Annotated in this window: 18 protein-coding genes, 1 riboswitch and 1 other annotated feature; of the genes, 8 read left to right on the forward strand and 10 right to left on the reverse strand. The window is 39.1% G+C overall.

Features of this window, described 5'->3' with window-relative positions:
- Positions 1–59: 59 nt before the first annotated feature.
- A complete protein-coding gene (locus MKZ17_RS17510) occupies positions 60–1,073 on the reverse strand; it encodes an ABC transporter substrate-binding protein (RefSeq protein ID WP_340725019.1) in 1,014 nt (337 codons plus the stop codon).
- A gap of 412 nt (positions 1,074–1,485) precedes the next feature.
- Positions 1,486–1,530, forward strand: a riboswitch (PreQ1 riboswitch).
- Between the two features lie 6 nt (positions 1,531–1,536).
- Here MKZ17_RS17510 and MKZ17_RS17515 point away from each other — a divergent pair.
- From MKZ17_RS17515 to MKZ17_RS17550, 8 genes are all read left to right on the forward strand, one after another.
- Positions 1,537–2,022, forward strand: coding sequence for a QueT transporter family protein (locus MKZ17_RS17515; RefSeq protein WP_340725020.1), 486 nt, complete (start codon positions 1,537–1,539; stop codon positions 2,020–2,022).
- A gap of 192 nt (positions 2,023–2,214) precedes the next feature.
- Positions 2,215–2,422 (forward strand) — a binding site (T-box leader).
- A 65-nt stretch (positions 2,423–2,487) separates the two neighbouring features.
- A complete protein-coding gene (locus tag MKZ17_RS17520) occupies positions 2,488–3,474 on the forward strand; it encodes a metal ABC transporter ATP-binding protein (protein WP_340725021.1) in 987 nt (328 codons plus the stop codon).
- Positions 3,475–3,480: 6 nt separating this feature from the next.
- Positions 3,481–4,518 carry an anthranilate phosphoribosyltransferase gene (gene trpD, locus MKZ17_RS17525; protein ID WP_340725579.1) on the forward strand — a complete coding sequence of 346 codons (1,038 nt, stop codon included), beginning with the start codon at positions 3,481–3,483 and terminating at the stop codon, positions 4,516–4,518.
- On the forward strand, positions 4,515–5,309 hold the full coding sequence (gene trpC, locus MKZ17_RS17530) for an indole-3-glycerol phosphate synthase TrpC (RefSeq protein ID WP_340725022.1): 795 nt from the start codon (positions 4,515–4,517) through the stop codon (positions 5,307–5,309). The genes trpD and trpC overlap by 4 nt, the downstream gene beginning before the upstream one ends.
- Complete coding sequence (locus MKZ17_RS17535; protein ID WP_340725023.1) at positions 5,306–5,923, forward strand: phosphoribosylanthranilate isomerase; 618 nt, start codon at positions 5,306–5,308, stop codon at positions 5,921–5,923. The genes trpC and MKZ17_RS17535 overlap by 4 nt, the downstream gene beginning before the upstream one ends.
- Positions 5,920–7,107: a tryptophan synthase subunit beta gene (gene trpB / locus MKZ17_RS17540; protein WP_340725024.1), complete on the forward strand. Its 1,188-nt coding sequence runs from the start codon at positions 5,920–5,922 to the stop codon at positions 7,105–7,107. Before MKZ17_RS17535 ends, trpB begins: the two co-directional genes overlap by 4 nt.
- Positions 7,104–7,883: a tryptophan synthase subunit alpha gene (gene trpA / locus MKZ17_RS17545; protein WP_340725025.1), complete on the forward strand. Its 780-nt coding sequence runs from the start codon at positions 7,104–7,106 to the stop codon at positions 7,881–7,883. The genes trpB and trpA overlap by 4 nt, the downstream gene beginning before the upstream one ends.
- A 62-nt stretch (positions 7,884–7,945) precedes the next feature.
- Positions 7,946–8,161 (forward strand): sulfate permease, encoded by a 216-nt coding sequence (locus tag MKZ17_RS17550; protein ID WP_340725026.1) that lies wholly within the window; start codon positions 7,946–7,948, stop codon positions 8,159–8,161.
- 42 nt (positions 8,162–8,203) lie between these two features.
- Here the strand turns inward: MKZ17_RS17550 and MKZ17_RS17555 are convergent, their stop codons facing one another.
- The 9 genes from MKZ17_RS17555 to MKZ17_RS17595 form a co-directional block, all read right to left on the reverse strand.
- Positions 8,204–8,428 (reverse strand): hypothetical protein, encoded by a 225-nt coding sequence (locus MKZ17_RS17555; protein WP_340725027.1) that lies wholly within the window; start codon positions 8,426–8,428, stop codon positions 8,204–8,206.
- Complete coding sequence (locus MKZ17_RS17560; RefSeq protein ID WP_340725028.1) at positions 8,418–9,017, reverse strand: peptidylprolyl isomerase; 600 nt, start codon at positions 9,015–9,017, stop codon at positions 8,418–8,420. The genes MKZ17_RS17555 and MKZ17_RS17560 overlap by 11 nt, the downstream gene beginning before the upstream one ends.
- A gap of 16 nt (positions 9,018–9,033) precedes the next feature.
- Positions 9,034–9,738, reverse strand: coding sequence for a DUF4956 domain-containing protein (locus tag MKZ17_RS17565; protein ID WP_340725029.1), 705 nt, complete (start codon positions 9,736–9,738; stop codon positions 9,034–9,036).
- Positions 9,739–9,764: 26 nt separating this feature from the next.
- Positions 9,765–10,466 (reverse strand): polyphosphate polymerase domain-containing protein, encoded by a 702-nt coding sequence (locus tag MKZ17_RS17570; RefSeq protein ID WP_340725030.1) that lies wholly within the window; start codon positions 10,464–10,466, stop codon positions 9,765–9,767.
- A gap of 5 nt (positions 10,467–10,471) precedes the next feature.
- Positions 10,472–12,394, reverse strand: coding sequence for a CotH kinase family protein (locus MKZ17_RS17575; protein ID WP_340725031.1), 1,923 nt, complete (start codon positions 12,392–12,394; stop codon positions 10,472–10,474).
- A gap of 94 nt (positions 12,395–12,488) precedes the next feature.
- Positions 12,489–13,730, reverse strand: coding sequence for a sensor histidine kinase (locus MKZ17_RS17580; RefSeq protein ID WP_340725032.1), 1,242 nt, complete (start codon positions 13,728–13,730; stop codon positions 12,489–12,491).
- Positions 13,730–14,401 (reverse strand): response regulator transcription factor, encoded by a 672-nt coding sequence (locus MKZ17_RS17585; RefSeq protein ID WP_340725033.1) that lies wholly within the window; start codon positions 14,399–14,401, stop codon positions 13,730–13,732. Before MKZ17_RS17585 ends, MKZ17_RS17580 begins: the two co-directional genes overlap by 1 nt.
- A gap of 108 nt (positions 14,402–14,509) precedes the next feature.
- Complete coding sequence (locus MKZ17_RS17590) at positions 14,510–16,123, reverse strand: long-chain fatty acid--CoA ligase (RefSeq protein ID WP_340725580.1); 1,614 nt, start codon at positions 16,121–16,123, stop codon at positions 14,510–14,512.
- A 255-nt stretch (positions 16,124–16,378) separates the two neighbouring features.
- Complete coding sequence (locus MKZ17_RS17595) at positions 16,379–17,329, reverse strand: L-threonine 3-dehydrogenase (RefSeq protein ID WP_340725034.1); 951 nt, start codon at positions 17,327–17,329, stop codon at positions 16,379–16,381.
- Positions 17,330–17,485 lie beyond the last annotated feature (156 nt).

The following is a 17,485-nucleotide window of genomic DNA, read 5'->3' on the forward strand; positions in this document are numbered from 1 at the left end:
ACCTGTTGTTTAAATAAGGATTCGCGCTAAGTGTGTATAACCTAGCGCGAACTCTTTCATTATTGTACTTCTGCGCCCCACTCAGACTTAATTTCCAAGCCTAATGTTTCGGCAGTTGCTTTATTAATTACTAATTTTAAATTAGCTGGGTAAGCAGCTGGAATTTCTGAAGGAGTCTTCCCTTCCAATAAGATCTGTACTGCCATTTGACCCGCTTCATAACCGATATCATAGTAATCGAATCCGTATGCTGCTAAACCGCCACGCTCTACTGAATCTAATTCACCAACGATTAATGGAAGTTTGTTTGAATTTGCTACGTCAATTACTGACTCTAATGCAGAAACGACTGTATTATCTGTAATGATATAAAACGCATCTACTTTACCAATTAAAGATTCTGCTGCTTGCTTTACTTCAGCTGGTGAAGAAGCTGATGCCTCAACAATTTTAAGTCCTTCTTTTTCAGCTAATTCTTTTGCTGTAGTGATTTGTGCTACTGAGTTTTGCTCACCCGCATTGTATACCATCCCAACATTTGTAGCACCTAGCTCTTTAAGGAAAGCAACTGTTTTTGGCATTGTTTCTGGGTGTAGATCGATTGTCCCTGTAACGTTAGCACCTGGAGCAGCCATTGTATCGATTAATTCTGCACCTACTGCATCCGTTACAGAAGTAAAGATAATTGGAATATCAGCTGTTGCCCCTTTTGCTGCTTGGGCTGAAGGTGTTGAATTAGCAAAGATTAAATCCACTTGCTCACTTACTAATTGTTGCGCGATTGTCATATTCGCACTGTTATCATTATTAGCTGATTTGTCAACGTATTCTGCTTCAATACCAGCATCTTTAATTGCTTGCTTAAATCCTTCTTTTGCCGCATCTAATGATGGATGCTCTAAAATTTGTGTTGTTCCGATTTTAAACGTTTTTGTTTCTTCTGTTTTTCCTGACTCTCCTGAACCGTTTGTAGCCGTTTCACCTGAAGATTCATTTTCATCTGTCCCACAAGCTGCTAAAACGAACAAAAGCCCAAATAAAAGCAATGATAGCTTCATAAATTTACGTGTCATAAACGTATTTCCCCCTGGTTCTCTCTGTTGATTTAAAGCGTCACACTTCATTTGGATAAAGTGTGAATTAAAAACATATTACCGCTTCGTATTCAGATAGTCAATAACATTTAGAATGTTCTGAATTCAATATTTAGAAAATTTTCTAATTATCTAGTATTTTACGCTTAAAATTCATCATTTGATCAGTATTACTACCATTTATTACTTTGTGACAAATTCACGAATAAAGTTTGCTAATCGTAATATGCAGGTTTGCATTACCAAATAATCACTGTCCCCCTTAATGATCCAGTGCTTTCACGAATCTCCTTCAATTAACTCCATTATTAGTACAATCAATATTCAACTCACTTCTTTTTTCTCTCAATTCTATTTACAATGCGCCACAATATTGCTATGATTGCAGTTGCTTTACGTGGTTCGTAACCATCCCACGTTAAAAAACTAGGAGGAATTTAATATGAAGGTAAAATTTTTAGCAACGAGTGCAATTATTGCAGCTCTTTATATTGCTGTGACTATGCTTGTTGCACCAATTAGCTTTGGTCAGGTACAATTCCGTATTGCAGAGCTGTTCAACCATTTAATCGCCTTCAACCCACGCTATATGCTTGGTGTTGTATTAGGTGTATTTATTTCGAATTTCCTTATGTCGTCAGTCGGTCCAATTGATTTGATTTTCGGTGTAGGACATACAATCATTACACTTGGGATTTTTATTTTCATTTGTAAATTCGTAAAAAATATTTGGGCACGTTTAGTGATCAATACACTATTATTCACGTTCACAATGTTCATTATTGCAGCACAATTGAACCTTGTGCTTGACTTCCCATTCTGGGAAACTTGGGCTTTTGTAGCGTTTGGCGAATTTGTCGTATTAGCAGTAAGTGCACCAATTATGTATGCTTTAAATAAACGACTCGATTTCAAAAAATTAATTTAAATAGATCGTTTATCCAACTAGCCTTCAACGGTTAGTTGGTTTTTTATTTCTGTAAATTTATTTTTAGAATTGTTTGACTTTTAAGGAGTCGGTGTATAAAATAGGGATATTCAATTTGTTCGTGATGCGGTAGTAGGTTACGAGAGCGTGACCACCGTTGTAGCAAAGTTGAGAAGAGCCGAGTTTAGTTGAGTAAAATTGATGAATAAGAAGAGTAGCATTGCTTGTTTTGTTTAGAGAGCGCATGAGTGGTGAAAATGCGTCAAAACCGTAATGTGAATGGGCCTTATGAAAGCTACTAGCACTAGTTAGTGGACGGTTCCCTGCCGTTATCAGGTTTTAAGTGGAAGCAAATTTTTGCTTCAATCGAGGTGGCAACGCGGTATACATCGTCCTCAACAAAAGATTTTTCTTTTGTTGGGGGCTTTTTTTATTGCCGAAAACTTATGAAGGAGTGTTTTTTACATGTCATTAAAACTACGATTTCGTACTTCTATGAAAAAAGTAAATGGGGATTTATTAACACCCATTTCTATTTTTCAACGCCTACAAGGCAAACGAAAGTTTTTACTTGAAAGCTCTGCCAAATATGAAGGAAACGGGCGCTATTCCTTCATCGGGGTCAATCCACGCAAAACTTATAGTGGCATTGATCAGAAGCTTCGCGACTTTTCGCATTTAACACAGAAGGAATATTTTTATGAAGGGGAGCTCGTTCAATTATTAAAGCAGGTAATGCCGCGTGTATCATCGCATACGGAATATCCGTTTACTGGTGGTGGAATTGGCTATATGCATGCATTACCAAACACCGTACCTACCCTACAGTTTCACGTGTATGACACGCTCATTATTTTCGATCATCTAACAGAGGAAATTGCCGTTTTCCATACAAATATCGAAGCCGAGCAAGTAGAGCCAAATATTGATGAACTTATTCATGAGCTCTTTTCTACTCCTACACCAGCTGAAACTAGCTACACCCTTAGTTCATTTGAAAAGCAATCCGGCTCAACCTATTCGGCAGTATTTTCAGGCGATGCCTTTGCCCTTTATCGTAATTTAAGAGTCCAATTTGCTTCAGCGTATATGTATTATGTCGAATTTGATGAATGCACGCTCATTGGAACGTCCCCTTCTAGCTATATACAAATTCGGGACGGAGCCCTTTCGACAATGAATCATGAAATAAATATTGAGCGTTTTTGCCAACAGGAGACCATTGAAAAAGCACAACATCAGCAGCAAGGTCAGCTCACTTCTTCGTTCCATGCCATTGATGTTGTCAAGGAGCTTCAGCCTCCACATGGATTAATTGGTTATATCGGCTTTAACGGTCAGGTTGACTTTACAGCCCCAACAAATATGATGACGATTATTGGTCAGGTTGCCCATATCCAAACATTACACAGTGACACCAGTCCATCATTCAGCTCACTTATGAAAGGATGAAACATGATGACTTTATCTCCTTATATTACGAAACTTACAAGCAATGAACATCTTTTATTTCAAGAGATGCAACAAGCTGCCGAGCTAATTTTTGATGAACAAACACCGAAAGAAGAAATTGCGTTATTTTTACTCGCAATGTGTCAAAAAGGTGAAACTGCTCAGGAAGTAGCTGGCCTTGCGTCTATTATGAAAGCTCATGCTGTTTCAGTAGATGTGCCAGAAGGTTTATATATCGACAACTGCGGGACAGGTGGCGACGGCTTGCAAAGCTTCAACATTAGTACGACTTCCGCCTTTGTTTTAGCAGGCGGTGGCATATTTGTAGCGAAGCATGGCAATCGTAAAATTTCAAGTGCCTCTGGTAGCTCTGATGTGCTAGAAGCACTTGGCATTTCCTTATTACCCAATACATCGCAAACAACAGATTTACTTAAAAAACATGGCATTGCCTTTTTACATGCGCCAAATATGCATCCAAAATTAAAGCGAATCGGCGAAATTCGACAAGCACTTGGTAAACCGACAATTTTCAACTTAGTTGGACCGTTAACAAATCCCGTGCCATTAAAAACCCAGTTCGTTGGCATTAACCGTCCAAATTTTACAACCGATTATGCGGAAGTACTGCATTTATTGGGGCGAGAGCGAGCGATTGTCGTTTCCGGCGCTAAGGGAATGGATGAAGCTTCTCTTGATGATGAAAATACATTCGTACTACTTGACCATGGCGACATTATCCCCTTCAAATTACGTGCGGAAGATGTAGGACTTACCCCGCAACCACTATCAGCAATCCGTGGTGGAAGCCCTGTAGAAAATGCACAAATTTTACGGGATCTATTAAAAGGAAAGCAAAGTGTCTACTTCGATACAGTTATTTTAAATGCAGGGATCGCATTCTTTGCTTACGGGTTAGCGGACACGATGAAGGAAGGTATTGCCATGGCGAAAGAGAGCATCTTCTCTGGACGCGCCTATGAAAAGCTTGAAAATGTTGTCGCATATAGTCAAAAAGCGTTACAGGAGGAATCAGCGAAATGACAATTTTGGATAAAATTATTGCTCAAAAAAAATCTGAATTACCGGGACTACTAGCTAAAAACCCAGCATTTCAACCAATAGTTAAAATTCGACCGTCCTTATACGAAACATTAACGACAGCTACTACATTACAAATCATATCTGAAATGAAGCGTGCCTCCCCTTCCAAGGGCGATATAGCAACACATATAGATCCTGTAGAACAGGCGTTAAAGTATGAAGAAGCTGGCGCAGCATGCATTTCTGTTTTAACAGAAAGTGCGTTTTTTAAAGGCTCATTTGAAGATTTAAATGCCGTAGCAAATGCTGTACAAATTCCTGTGCTTTGTAAAGACTTTATTATTCATGAAGTACAAATTGATTATGCAAAGGCTGCTGGTGCCTCGGTCGTTTTACTTATTGTAGCGGCATTATCTGAGGAACAGCTTCATGCCCTCTACACATATGCTACGTCCCAGCAGTTAGAAGTACTTGTAGAAGTGCATGATGTCGAAGAATTACAACGTGCCCTTCTCATCGGTGCGAAAATAATCGGTGTTAATAACCGTAACTTAAAAACATTCGACGTATCTCTACAGAAAACTGTCGAAATTGCCGCTCAACTCCCTCCTACGCCGATTGCATTTATTAGTGAAAGTGGTATTTGGAGTGTAGAAGATGCGCAATTTGTGGCGAATGCTAGAGCAAAAGCTGTTTTAGTTGGCGAATCTTTGATGCGTAGTGATGATGTCAAAAACTCTCTACAATCGCTGAAAATCGACATTACAACGAAAGTTGGCGAAAATTCATGACAAAGGTAAAAATTTGCGGATTAAAAGAAATTGAACATGTGGAAGCAGCAGTTAAGGCTGGCGCTGATTTTATTGGATTTATGTTTGCGCCTAGTAAACGCCGTATTTCGGTAGAGGTAGCAAGCACGCTCGCTCAAACGATTCCGAGCTACGTAAAAAAAGTTGGGGTATTTGTAAATGAAGACCCTGAAATGATTAAACAAATTGCTCAGCAAGTTGGGCTTGATTTCATTCAATATCATGGGGATGAAGAACCGGAATTGATTCAACAAATCGGACTCCCTTCAATTAAAGCATTTTCAATTCGAACAAAAGAGGATGTAGAACACGCAGCTCGCTATGATGTGAACTACTATTTATTTGACGCACCTGGAACCGATTATCGTGGGGGTAGCGGAAAGTCGTTTGATTGGACATTGCTTGATGAATTGAACATTCCATTAGAAAAAGTGATTTTAGCAGGAGGTTTAAATGAGGCAAATGTCGCTTTAGCGACGGTACTTGTCGAACCGTTTGCTGTCGATGTCTCGAGTGGTGTCGAAATTGCCGGACGTAAGGATTCGACATTAATTGCAAGCTTCATTGAGAAGGTGAAAGGAGAGCTCATTTTATGAAGACAATAAAAGGACGATTCGGACAGTTTGGTGGACAATTTGTTCCGGAAACACTGATGACACCGTTGCAGGAATTAGAGGAAGCGTATGAGCAAGCAAAAAATGACCCGAGCTTTCAGCAAGAGCTCGATTATTATTTAAAACAATATGTCGGTCGTGAAACACCTCTCTACTATGCCGAGCGCCTAACGAAAAAAATGGGCGGTGCAAAAATCTATTTAAAGCGAGAGGATTTAAACCATACTGGGGCACATAAAATAAATAATGCGATTGGGCAGGCATTACTTGCAAAACGAATGGGTAAAAAGAAGATTGTTGCAGAAACAGGTGCAGGACAGCATGGGGTAGCAACTGCCACAGCCTGTGCACTTCTCGATATGGAATGTATCGTGTATATGGGGGCAGAAGATGTACGCCGCCAACAGTTAAATGTTTTTCGAATGGAGCTGCTTGGTACGAAGGTAATCGCCGTTGACAAAGGCTCCGCTACATTAAAGGACGCAGTGAATGAAGCACTGCGCCATTGGGTAACGCATATTGAAGATACGCACTATATTCTGGGGTCAGCACTTGGACCACATCCGTTCCCTACGATTGTACGAGATTTTCAGCGTATTATTGGGGATGAAACACGTGAGCAAATTTTAATACAAGAAGGTCGTCTGCCGGATACGGTGATCGCTTGTATCGGTGGAGGTAGTAATGCAATCGGAATGTTTTATCCATTTATAGAGGATGAAGACGTTGCTTTATATGGGGTAGAAGCGGCCGGTGCTGGTGTCAATACAGACAAGCATGCGGCAGCAATTCACGTTGGAAAAACCGGCGTATTGCACGGTGCGTTCATGTATTTATTGCAGGATGAAAATGGCTTTGTACAGGAGGCACATTCGATTTCTGCAGGACTAGATTATCCTGGCGTTGGTCCGGAGCATTGCTATTTACATGAAAGTGGACGTGCAAGTTACCCTTCCGTGACGGATGAACAAGCACTTATTGGTGTGAAATTATTATGTGAAACAGAAGGCATTTTACCTGCGTTAGAAAGTGCACATGCCATTTATTATGCGGCGGAGTTTGCAAAAAATTGCTCTCAAGATGCAATCATTGTCGTGTGCTTATCTGGCCGAGGGGATAAAGACGTCCATACGTTAATGGAGAAGCTTGGAGGTGAAGCGAAATGACATTACAACAAGCAATGGAGCAAGTGTTAGCAAATGGAGATAAAGCATTTGTTCCGTATATAATGGCTGGTGATAATGGACTGGAAACATTAAAGCCAATCATTTTAAAATTACAGCAACTTGGCGTATCAGCTATCGAAGTGGGGATTCCATTTACAGATCCGGTAGCAGATGGACCAGTCATTGAAAAGGCTGGCGAACGCGCCCTGTTTCATGGTGTCACACTACGCAAAATTTTAGATGAACTTAAAAGTTTTCGTGAGGACATAAACGTACCTCTCGTAGCGATGACCTATTTAAATCCAATCTTAGCGTATGGCATTGAAAACTTTGCACAAGATGCGGCACTTGCTGGCATAAAAGGGATCATCGTACCAGATATGCCTTATGAAGAAAGTAAAATTATTCACCCCGCGTTAAAGGCACATAGCATCGCTTTAGTTCAACTAATATCATTAACGAGCCCACCAGAGCGTGTTAAAAAACTAGCGAAGGCAAGTGAAGGCTTTATTTATGCTGTTACAGTCAATGGGATAACAGGTGAGCGTTCTGACTTTACGAAGGATTTGTCAGCTCATTTTGCGCATTTAAAATCGCTTAGTACGATTCCTGTCTTAGCTGGTTTTGGTATTTCTATTCCGGATCATGTAAAGGAATTCGGTTCATATGCGGATGGTGTCATTGTCGGCAGTAAAATTGTCAGTGCATTAGAGCAGCAGGACTGGACTTCGATTGAGTCTCTTGTTCAAGCAACGAAAAGAGAACGGGCAATTTAAAGTATTTTCCTTTTCTTTCCTATGGTAAATTTAAGTTATCATGTGTAATTGGGGGATGAGCTATGAGGGTGAAAGATTTTTTTGCTGGGCTATTTTTCATTGGAATTGCAGGCTATTTTACGTATGCCTTAATTGAAGGGATGTCCGAACTTTTCATTGATAGCACAACATTTTGGCAATATTTCGTTGCATTTTTCCGTGTAGCGCTCATCATTTTTCTATTCAATTTAGGGCTCACCTTAATGAAGCGCTTTTTTACCGGTGGAAAAACGACGTAAAAAAAAGAGAACACTCGATTATGAGTGCTCTCTTTTTGCTTATTATTCTTCTGTCCCACCAAATGCCCCTTTTAAATCTGAATCTTTAATTTGGACATTTTCTTCTTTCAATAGCCGAGCTTCTACTGTTGCCCAATCTGTTTCAGCTGCTTTCTTCTCTTTTAATAAAGCCGTAATTTGTTCTTTTTGATCTTCTAAAGAAGCGTATTCCTCGACTTCTTTTTTATCAATCAGCTGAATAATGTAATAGCCATCATCAGATGACATCGTTAAAGGCTCCTGTCATTTCACCAACTGTAAACCAATCTAATTCTCCCCCATTTTCAGCGGAGGCTGCATCTTGAGAATGTTCCTTTGCTAAAGCTGCAAAGTCTTCCCCTGCCTGAAGCTTGTCATAAAGTTCTTGCGCTTCTTGCTCTGTTTCCACTAAAATTTGACGAGCACTCAGCTCATACTTCCCTTGTTCGTAATAGTTCGTAATTTCCTCGTCAGTAATTTCTACATCTTCCATCGCTTTTTGTTGTAAAATTTGGAAGCGAATATTATCTTTAAATGTTTCTTCTGTCAGACCATTTTCCGCCAGTGCGGATTCAAATTCATCACCGTACATTGTTTGATAGTTGTCAAATTGCTCTTGTATTTCGTCGTCAGCCGCTGCATAACGGGCAGATAAAATTTGATCAATGACAACCTGCTCTAATAAAGTCGTTCCTGCTAATCCTTTAATTTGCTCGTAAAAATCGCCTTGTGTAATGTTCCCGTATGCAGTTGTTGCAACAATATTATCTTTGTCATTATTACACGCCGCTAGCATTAATGAGGAAGCAAGTGTAACTGCTACTACTGTTTTTTTCATTTTTTTCTCTCCTAATTTATGCGGTAAAGTTGCCGTCATAGCTTAGCATGACGGCCGAGCTTACACCGATAATCTTTGATAAGGAAGATACGAATGCTGCGTCATCTCCTTTTAAGCGCACTTCGTAGGTTGCTTCCATTTCAGTATCTGCCATAACAGATTTTGATTTTAATAAATAGCGTTTTGATGCTACCTTTAGTAATTTTTCTATTTCTGCATTTGTTTCTTCTTGTTCGAATTTCACAACGACTAAATATGGGTTTTCGATCACAATTTTATTTTGGAATACAATAATTACCAATCCGATAATAACTGATCCGATTGCCGCTAATGGAATGAATCCAGCACCACATAAAATACCAACAACTACTGACCAGAATAAGAAAATTAAATCCATTGGATCTTTAATCGGTGTACGGAAACGAACGATTGATAACGCACCAACCATACCTAGTGATAATAGTACGTTTTGGCTAATCCCCATAATAACTAGTGCTGTTGCAAGGGACATAATCATTAATGAAATGTTGAAAGAATGAGAGTAGACAACTCCGTTAAACGTCTTTTTGTATACGAAGTAAATAAAGACACCGAGTAAAAATGCACTCGCTAAACCGATTAATGCATCGATTAAAGAAAACGTTGCTGTTTTTTCTAAAAAACTTGATTTAAAAATGTCATCAAAGGTTGTGACATTCGTTGCTGCTAAAAGCGTAAACATAGTGTAGTTCCTCCTAAAATTTAAAATTAGCCATACATGCGGCTTAGTTGGTATTTTGAATAAGCTTCATGGCGTGTATGGATGCCTTGAAGTAGCATTTTAATTACAGTTGGTAAGTACTCGTCATATTTCACTTCTAAAATGACTTCATTTGGCTCCAGTACATCAACCATTGGTAATTTTTTATTGAACATATCGGTATTACGAAGACTCGTTTGGACTTTACAATCAAAAGTAATGCGGACGTTTCCATGGGCATATAAATACGCCTCCCGCTCATAGTCAACTACGGTCATCGGCTTTAATTGATATAGCTTAATGTCTTTGTGTAAATCACGTATTAATGATCGCTTATCGTCTTTCATCCAATCAAAATCATAATGACGCATGCGTTCAAATTCTCTTTTTGTTAATGCACATTTAGATTTAAATGTTTGATTGTTGCGCTTTGATTTACGTTCTAAATGAATGACGTCATCGCTTTTGTTGTAAATACGGACACGGTATTTGTCGCGATTTAAAAAGCCTTCTTTTTTCTCGTTCATTACTTTGTTGTCAACATTGTCAAAGTAGCAAGAACGAATTAAATAGCGTCCGTTCATCTTAGCATGCGGGTCAAGCTGCATGATGTGACGTAGCTTCATGCGAAGAACTTGATAATCGACATAAGTAATACCGAATTTCATTTCGCTACGCCCATTTGGATTGTACGACGTTTGCTTTGGCATCTACCTCACCCCTTTTTGTATTTTCTTTTGCTCAGAAACACGATGAATAGTATGGCTAGTAGGATAATAACAACTGACGCACCAAGTAGAATGGCTGTTTGTGTTGGATTGGTTTCATTTACTTGTTGTACATTCATCTCTCCAGGTTGTCCCCCACCTGGCATTTGTGGTGGACCTCCTGCTCCTTGTTCACCGTTTCTTTCTGGCATGTTTTCAAAGTTTGGCATTTCCCCATTCATTTGCGGGGGACCGTCTACACCTTGCTCTCCGTTCATTTCTGGCATATTTTCGAAGTTTGGCATTTCTCCATTCATCTCTTGTCCGCCGTTCCCGCCAAAGCTTGGCATACCACTACTTCCTGCACCAGATACGCCTTCAATTTCACCAGCAAGTTGTTTTAATATTGATTCGCTTCGCTGTTTCGCAAACTCTGCTAAGCTCTCCTCACCACTAACGCCTGCTAAAAACTGCTCAGTCGTACCGAATTTTGATGGATCCTCTTCCACGGCTTGTGCTAATAAATCGCCGAGCTTAGTTGTAATGGCCTGTACATTTTCTTCCGTTAAAATTTCTGTTGCGATTTGCTCTAAATACGCATCATAAATTGCGCGTGCCTGTTCATCTTCTAATATTATTTTTAATAACGGGCGGGCATCAATTGTTGTTCCGGATACCGGTTCTATAATGCTGAAATTTATGTTAGAATCCGTCATCATATTTTGACCCATCATTAATCCGCCACCGCCACCACGTTGGCCGTTCATCCCGCGTCCGTTATTTTGCTGTTCGTTTTGCTCACCTTGAGCTTCAGCTTTTTGCTGTTCATTCGCTTGATCTTGCTGCTGTCGATTTGGTTGTTGCATTTGATTCGTCTTTTGTTGATTGGCATCTGGTGGAGCTAGTTGTTGTGCATTTTGATTTCCTTCTTCGCCAATTCCTTTCTCTCCATTACTTTGAGCTGCCTCGTTGGCATCAGCATTTTGGTCTGGGCCTCCGCCACCACCTGAGAAACCACCGAAGGACATATTGTAATCCCATGGAATAACAGAAAAAATACCGTCCTCATTTTCATATAAGTAATAATTATGCTTAAACGACCCTTGATAACTATCCATATTAACGAGTGCTGTATTTAACGCAAAATAAGCAGCAATTTTTTCGATGTCGAGGGACGATGTATCCCCTTCGCTTATTTCCTTCATCATCGTAATGATATCCGAATTATTTTCCGCTGTTTTTTTGTTCATTTTTACTTCACTAAATATACCGTCGTAATTATTTACATCGTCGGATACATAGGCAAGGTCGCTACCATTCCCTTCTGGCTTGAAAATAAATCCTTCTGTGGAGCCATAATTTGTTTTGGCAAATGCTTCGCCAACTTCTTCAACTGCTAACATTAATGCGTAATATTGTCCATTGACCATTACCTTCACATAGGAATGTGCTGGTGTTGCAATGCCAAGCTGCTCCATTAATTCATAAGATACGAATTCCTTCATTTGCGTTGTATCTGAGAAGTTATTGTTTAAATTGATTTTTTCTAACCCGTAATACGTTTGGTTCGTATCATATTGTGCAAAATCTAGCTTCAAGCTGTAACGCTCTGAATCACTGTTCGCTACACTTGTTAACGATGAATTTCCTTTCGCTCGAACGCCAACATTATCATAAGTTGAACCATTTACTGTGACAGATGCTTCTACATATTCCTCGGCGGTTGGGTTTTCTAAAATTTTGTTCCAATTATTTTCACTTACCGTAATGTCAACTATCCCAATTTCATCTTCTATAAATAATTGCGCTTTATAGTCATAGCCGGCTGTCGATTTTTCAACGTTCAAAGCATTCATGCCATAAACTGCAGCTATGATTAAAATCAATATGATTAGGATTGGTATGACGAGCGATTTCGTGCGTACGTTCAAAGTCATTCCTCCTTACAACGCATACTTTACGTTAGAAAAATGAAATGAAAATGAAAAAACACAGTGAAAATAAAAATTTCACTGTGTTTTATATTTAATGTGTAATTGGGAGCTCAATTGTAAAGGTCGTACCTTTGCCTAGTTCACTGTTTACAGTAATTTGCCCATTATGTAGGTGTAAAATTACTTTAGCAATTGACAAACCAAGACCAGTTCCCGATTTGTTACGGATTTTATCCGCTCTGTAAAATCTTTCAAAAATATAAGGTAAATCGTCTTCCGCAATTCCAATCCCTGTATCTGCTACTTCAATTTTGATAAATGATCCTTCTTTTTTTGCATAAACTGAAATCGTACCTTCACTCGTATAGGTCACTGCGTTTTTCAATAAAATATAGAGCAGTTCCTCGATTAAAATCTTATCGGCTTCAATCGTTAATTCCTCCGCTACATCCAATCTAAACGATAAATGAGGTACGGTTTTAGCAAAGCGCCGTGTTCGCTGAATTAATAAGTTCGAGATATCTACAGGTGTGATATTTAATTCAATTTGATTTTGATCAGAACGTGTTAAATAAAGTAAGCTCGAGAGCATTTCATTCATATAGTTCGCTTCGTTTTTCATATCGTCCATCGTATCACGCGGATAATCGTTTCCGTTTTGCTGCATTTGTTCTTCGAATAATTCAAGTGAGCTATACAAAACAGCGAGCGGCGTTCGTAATTCATGGGAGGCATTCGCCACAAATTGACGTTGTTGTTCGTAGGATGTTTGAATTGGCTGCATGGATTTTTTCGCTAAAAAGTAACTTAGTACCGCGATGCCAATACTCGAGATAATTAATAACGCAATGAGTAGTAGTAATACATTATCAAGCAGTTCCTCATATGTCGTTACATTTTGGCCGACTGCAATATAACCAAGTGTTTCACCATGAATCCGAATTGCCTGCGTCATGACAAGCAATGTTTCCCCTTCATAGTCGTAGCGCTCAAATTGCTTCGTCTCTACGGGTTGTAAGTTTTTTTGTAGCTCCTTATTAAACCCCTCATGCAATTCTTCGCCATATAAAATTTCTAAATCCTTTGAAATGACATAGAAGAAACTCACTTTGTCTACTTCTAATTCAAAACGATTGGGCGGCTTTGGTGGCCCGTTGTATACATTGAAAAACTTATCGGTATTATTCGCTGCATAGCTTTCAACCATATTTTGCTGAACTTGATTTAGAATCTGGGCGAACGAAAAATAAAATACTGTTAAAAATAAAACAAGAAAGATGAAATAACTAATCGCATTCATCCATGTGAGTCGCATTTTGATTTTTTTAAACATTATGCTTCCCTCAATTTATAGCCCATTCCGCGCATACTTTGAATATAAGAAGGCTCATCTTCCATGTCAATTTTTTTACGTACTAATCGTACAAGGGCTGCTAGCGTATTCGTATTAGCATTATCATCAATCGACCAAATGTAGTCAATGAGCTGTTCATGGGTTAGCACTTGTCCTTTATTTTCAATTAAATATTCCAGCAGTAAAAATTCATTTTTCGTTAAGCTCACTTCAAAATTATCGATGTAGACCGTACGCTTATTTTTATTTAATTTTAGTGCTCCAACTGTAATTTCTTCCTCGACAATTTTATTTTTCCGTCGTAAAAGGGCGCGAACTCTTGCACGGAGCTCCTCCATTTTAAATGGCTTCACCATGTAATCGTCTGCGCCATTGTCTAAGCCTTCAATAATATTTTCTGTCGTATCCTTTGCTGTTAGCATTAAAATTCCGCCATCAAAACCTGTTGATCGTGCATACTGACAAACTTCAATCCCAAGAACACCGGGCATCATCCAATCAAGCACTAGCAAATCGTATTCATAATAGTCGATTAAATCCTTCGCTTCACTGCCATCAAACACCGAATCGACTGAATAAAGATCGACATTCAATATTTTGGTGATGTTCTCACATAGCTTTTTATCATCATCCGCTACTAAAATGCGCATAATTTACACCTTCTTATGTTCAAATAAACTCGCCCTTATTTTTACATAATTTTGCCTGATTGAACAATAAGAAGATTTTTCTTTTAATGATTTACACCTTGAAAGAAGTTAAATTTGTAGCTGTGGATAGATTTCATTAATGTTTTCACGTAGCTTCGCCTTTAAAAACTTCCCTACCGATGTCTTTGGAATTTCTTCTAAAAAGATGATGTCATCTGGCAGCCACCATTTGGCAAATTGGCTCGCTAAAAACTCCATAAGCTCCTCTTTCGTTACGTCTATCCCTTCCTTTAGGACAACACAAGCAAGTGGTCTTTCCTGCCATTTAACGTGTGGGATTGCAATAACTGCCGCTTCAAATACAGCATCGTGTGACATTAACGCATTTTCCAAGTCGACTGATGAAATCCATTCACCACCTGATTTAATTAAATCCTTTGTACGATCCGTAATTTTAATGAAGCCTTCTTTTGAACGGACCGCAATGTCCCCGGTATAAAGCCAACCATCTTTAAAAGCTTCCGCGGTACGTTCATCTTTATAATATTCCGATGCAATCCATGGACCTCGTAGGCGTAGCTCCCCCATTGTTTCATTGTCCCATGGTACTTCCCCATACTCGTTAACAATGCTTGATTCAATACCAGGTACCGTCAAACCTTGCATCGCGCGTGTTTCTAACTTTTGGTCTAATGGTAAATCATCCATTGATGACAAATCCCGTGATAAGGAAACAATTGGAGAAGTTTCCGTCATACCATACACAACTACATAGTTGACTCCGAGCTCTTCATATTTTTTTATTAAACCTTTTGGTGATGCCGATCCTCCACAGAAAATAGCTTGTAATGTGGATAAATCACGTGGCTTTTTCTCCATTTCCTTTGTCGCACCTAACCAAATTGTTGGTACACCAGCTGTTTTTGTAACACCGTATTGCTCAATGAAATCTAAAATTAAGCTCGGTGTAAATTGTGGTCCAATTAACACTTGTGTTGCGCCAACATTGACTGCAGCAAAGGGCATGCCCCATGCATTGACATGGAACATTGGCACAATCGGCAGAATTACATCGCGCTCTGAAATGCCCATTGTATCAACCATTGAAAGGCTCATGCTATGAAGCACTAAAGCACGGTGCGTATATACTACACCCTTTGGATTTCCAGTCGTTGCACTCGTATAGCACATACTCGCTGGGGCATTTTCATCTAAATCCTCTGGGAATGAGAATGTTTCATCTGCTTCCGCTAAAAGTGCTTCATAAGAAAGAGCATTTCGTAATGTCGTGTTCGGTAATTCCCCATCTGCCATAATAATAAAATGTTCAATGCTCGTTAATTGATCTTGCACTTCTTCCATTAATGGTACTAAATCTTCATCAATTAAAATCATCTTATCTTCTGCGTGATTTATAATATAAGCGATATGCTCTGGTGATAGTCTAATATTTACCATATGCAACACAGCACCTGAGCAAGGTACTGCAAAATAGGCCTCTAAATGACGATGCTGATTCCAAGCAAAGGATGCGATTTTATCTCCTGGCTGCATACCTAATTTTGTTAAAGCATGGGCAAGCTTTCGTGTTCGCTTCCCCCATTCCCCGTAAGTAAGGCGGTGTACTGTTGTCTCACTCGTACGTGAAATGATTTCCTTATGCGCATAATACGTTTCTGCACGCTTTAACATATCAATTAAAAGTAACGGTGTTTGCATCATCATACTGAATTCCCCCTTGTAATTAGAACGCTTTTGATTTTCATATTTGCCATATTCCCCTAAAAAAAGCGTTTCTCATTTTCTCCCATACTATCATTTTAATATTATATACTTAATATTGTAAATATTCAGTTTTTAAAACGTATTTTTGCTCATTTATTAATGTAATGATTTCTTATTTTTCCCTCAATAAATTATAGTAATTAAAAAAATAGCGAGCAAAACTAGAACCGTTTTGTTCGCTATCTTAATATACTATACGAGTTTCTTTTCTAATCGGATTTTCAATTTGTCTAGCATATCCGTTGTCATTTTTTCTAAATCATAGCTTGCTTTAAAGCCCCACTCTTCCATTGCTGCTGAAGAATCGATAGCATTTGGCCAGCTGTTGGCAATTGCTTGGCGAACCGGATCTACGTTGTAATCCATCGTAAAGGTTGGAATATGCTTTTGAATTTCTGCTGCGATTTGAGATGGCTCAAAGCTCATTGCTGAAATGTTGAAGGCATTACGGTGCACTAATTTGTCCGGATTTGCCTCCATTAAATCAACAATTGCTTGTAAGGCATCTGGCATATACATCATATCCATATACGTACCTTCTGCAATATACGATGTGTAGCGACCTTCTTCAATTGCTTTATAATAAATATCTACTGCATAATCCGTCGTACCACCACCAGGAGGCGTTACATACGAAATTAAGCCTGGGAAACGCACGCCGCGTGTATCAACGCCAAAGCGTGTGTAATAGTAATCACATAATAATTCACCGGCTACTTTATTTACCCCATACATTGTTGTTGGGCGTTGTAGCGTATCTTGAGGCGTATTGTCCTTTGGTGTTGAAGGACCAAAAGCACCGATTGAGCTCGGTGTAAAAAACTGCATGTTTAATTCACGCGCCACTTCTAGTGCGTTCATTAAACCACCCATATTTAAATTCCAGGCAAACACTGGATTTTTTTCTGCTGTTGCTGATAGTAATGCGGCCATGTGAATCATTGTGTCCGCGCCAAATTCATGTGCTAATGCATGCATACGCTTGCCATCTGTCACATCTAATACTTCAAACGGTCCTACATGTTGATCAATTTTACGAATATCTGTTGCCAACACATTGTCCACGCCATACGTTTGACGTAATTTTTCTACTAATTCCGAACCAATCTGACCTAAAGCACCGGTCACCATAATTTTTTCCACACTAATACCCCCTCTATCAATCGAAAGATACATTTTTGTGCTTTTTTTGCACTGAGCGATGTCCTTTCCGATGTCGATAAAAAGTTACACCTTCTAATCGACCGAAACAAATGTCCTCTGTAAAAACACAGATAAAACCTACAAAGCATTCATTTA

Origin of the sequence: Solibacillus sp. FSL R7-0682 (genome assembly GCF_038005985.1) — a bacterium.
GTDB lineage: Bacteria > Bacillota > Bacilli > Bacillales_A > Planococcaceae > Solibacillus.

Bases quoted from the DNA above. Each gene is read 5' to 3' on its own strand.
- MKZ17_RS17520 (WP_340725021.1), top strand. From the start codon at position 2,488: ATGTCATTAAAACTACGATTTCGTACTTCTATGAAAAAAGTAAATGGG.
- MKZ17_RS17590 (WP_340725580.1), bottom strand. From the start codon at position 16,123: ATGATGCAAACACCGTTACTTTTAATTGATATGTTAAAGCGTGCAGAA.
- MKZ17_RS17550 (WP_340725026.1), top strand. From the start codon at position 7,946: ATGAGGGTGAAAGATTTTTTTGCTGGGCTATTTTTCATTGGAATTGCA.
- MKZ17_RS17560 (WP_340725028.1), bottom strand. From the start codon at position 9,017: ATGAAAAAAACAGTAGTAGCAGTTACACTTGCTTCCTCATTAATGCTA.
- MKZ17_RS17515 (WP_340725020.1), top strand. From the start codon at position 1,537: ATGAAGGTAAAATTTTTAGCAACGAGTGCAATTATTGCAGCTCTTTAT.
- MKZ17_RS17510 (WP_340725019.1), bottom strand. From the start codon at position 1,073: ATGACACGTAAATTTATGAAGCTATCATTGCTTTTATTTGGGCTTTTG.
- MKZ17_RS17565 (WP_340725029.1), bottom strand. From the start codon at position 9,738: ATGTTTACGCTTTTAGCAGCAACGAATGTCACAACCTTTGATGACATT.
- trpA (WP_340725025.1), top strand. From the start codon at position 7,104: ATGACATTACAACAAGCAATGGAGCAAGTGTTAGCAAATGGAGATAAA.
- MKZ17_RS17580 (WP_340725032.1), bottom strand. From the start codon at position 13,730: ATGTTTAAAAAAATCAAAATGCGACTCACATGGATGAATGCGATTAGT.
- MKZ17_RS17585 (WP_340725033.1), bottom strand. From the start codon at position 14,401: ATGCGCATTTTAGTAGCGGATGATGATAAAAAGCTATGTGAGAACATC.
- MKZ17_RS17535 (WP_340725023.1), top strand. From the start codon at position 5,306: ATGACAAAGGTAAAAATTTGCGGATTAAAAGAAATTGAACATGTGGAA.
- trpB (WP_340725024.1), top strand. From the start codon at position 5,920: ATGAAGACAATAAAAGGACGATTCGGACAGTTTGGTGGACAATTTGTT.
- MKZ17_RS17555 (WP_340725027.1), bottom strand. From the start codon at position 8,428: ATGTCATCTGATGATGGCTATTACATTATTCAGCTGATTGATAAAAAA.
- trpC (WP_340725022.1), top strand. From the start codon at position 4,515: ATGACAATTTTGGATAAAATTATTGCTCAAAAAAAATCTGAATTACCG.
- trpD (WP_340725579.1), top strand. From the start codon at position 3,481: ATGACTTTATCTCCTTATATTACGAAACTTACAAGCAATGAACATCTT.
- MKZ17_RS17570 (WP_340725030.1), bottom strand. From the start codon at position 10,466: ATGCCAAAGCAAACGTCGTACAATCCAAATGGGCGTAGCGAAATGAAA.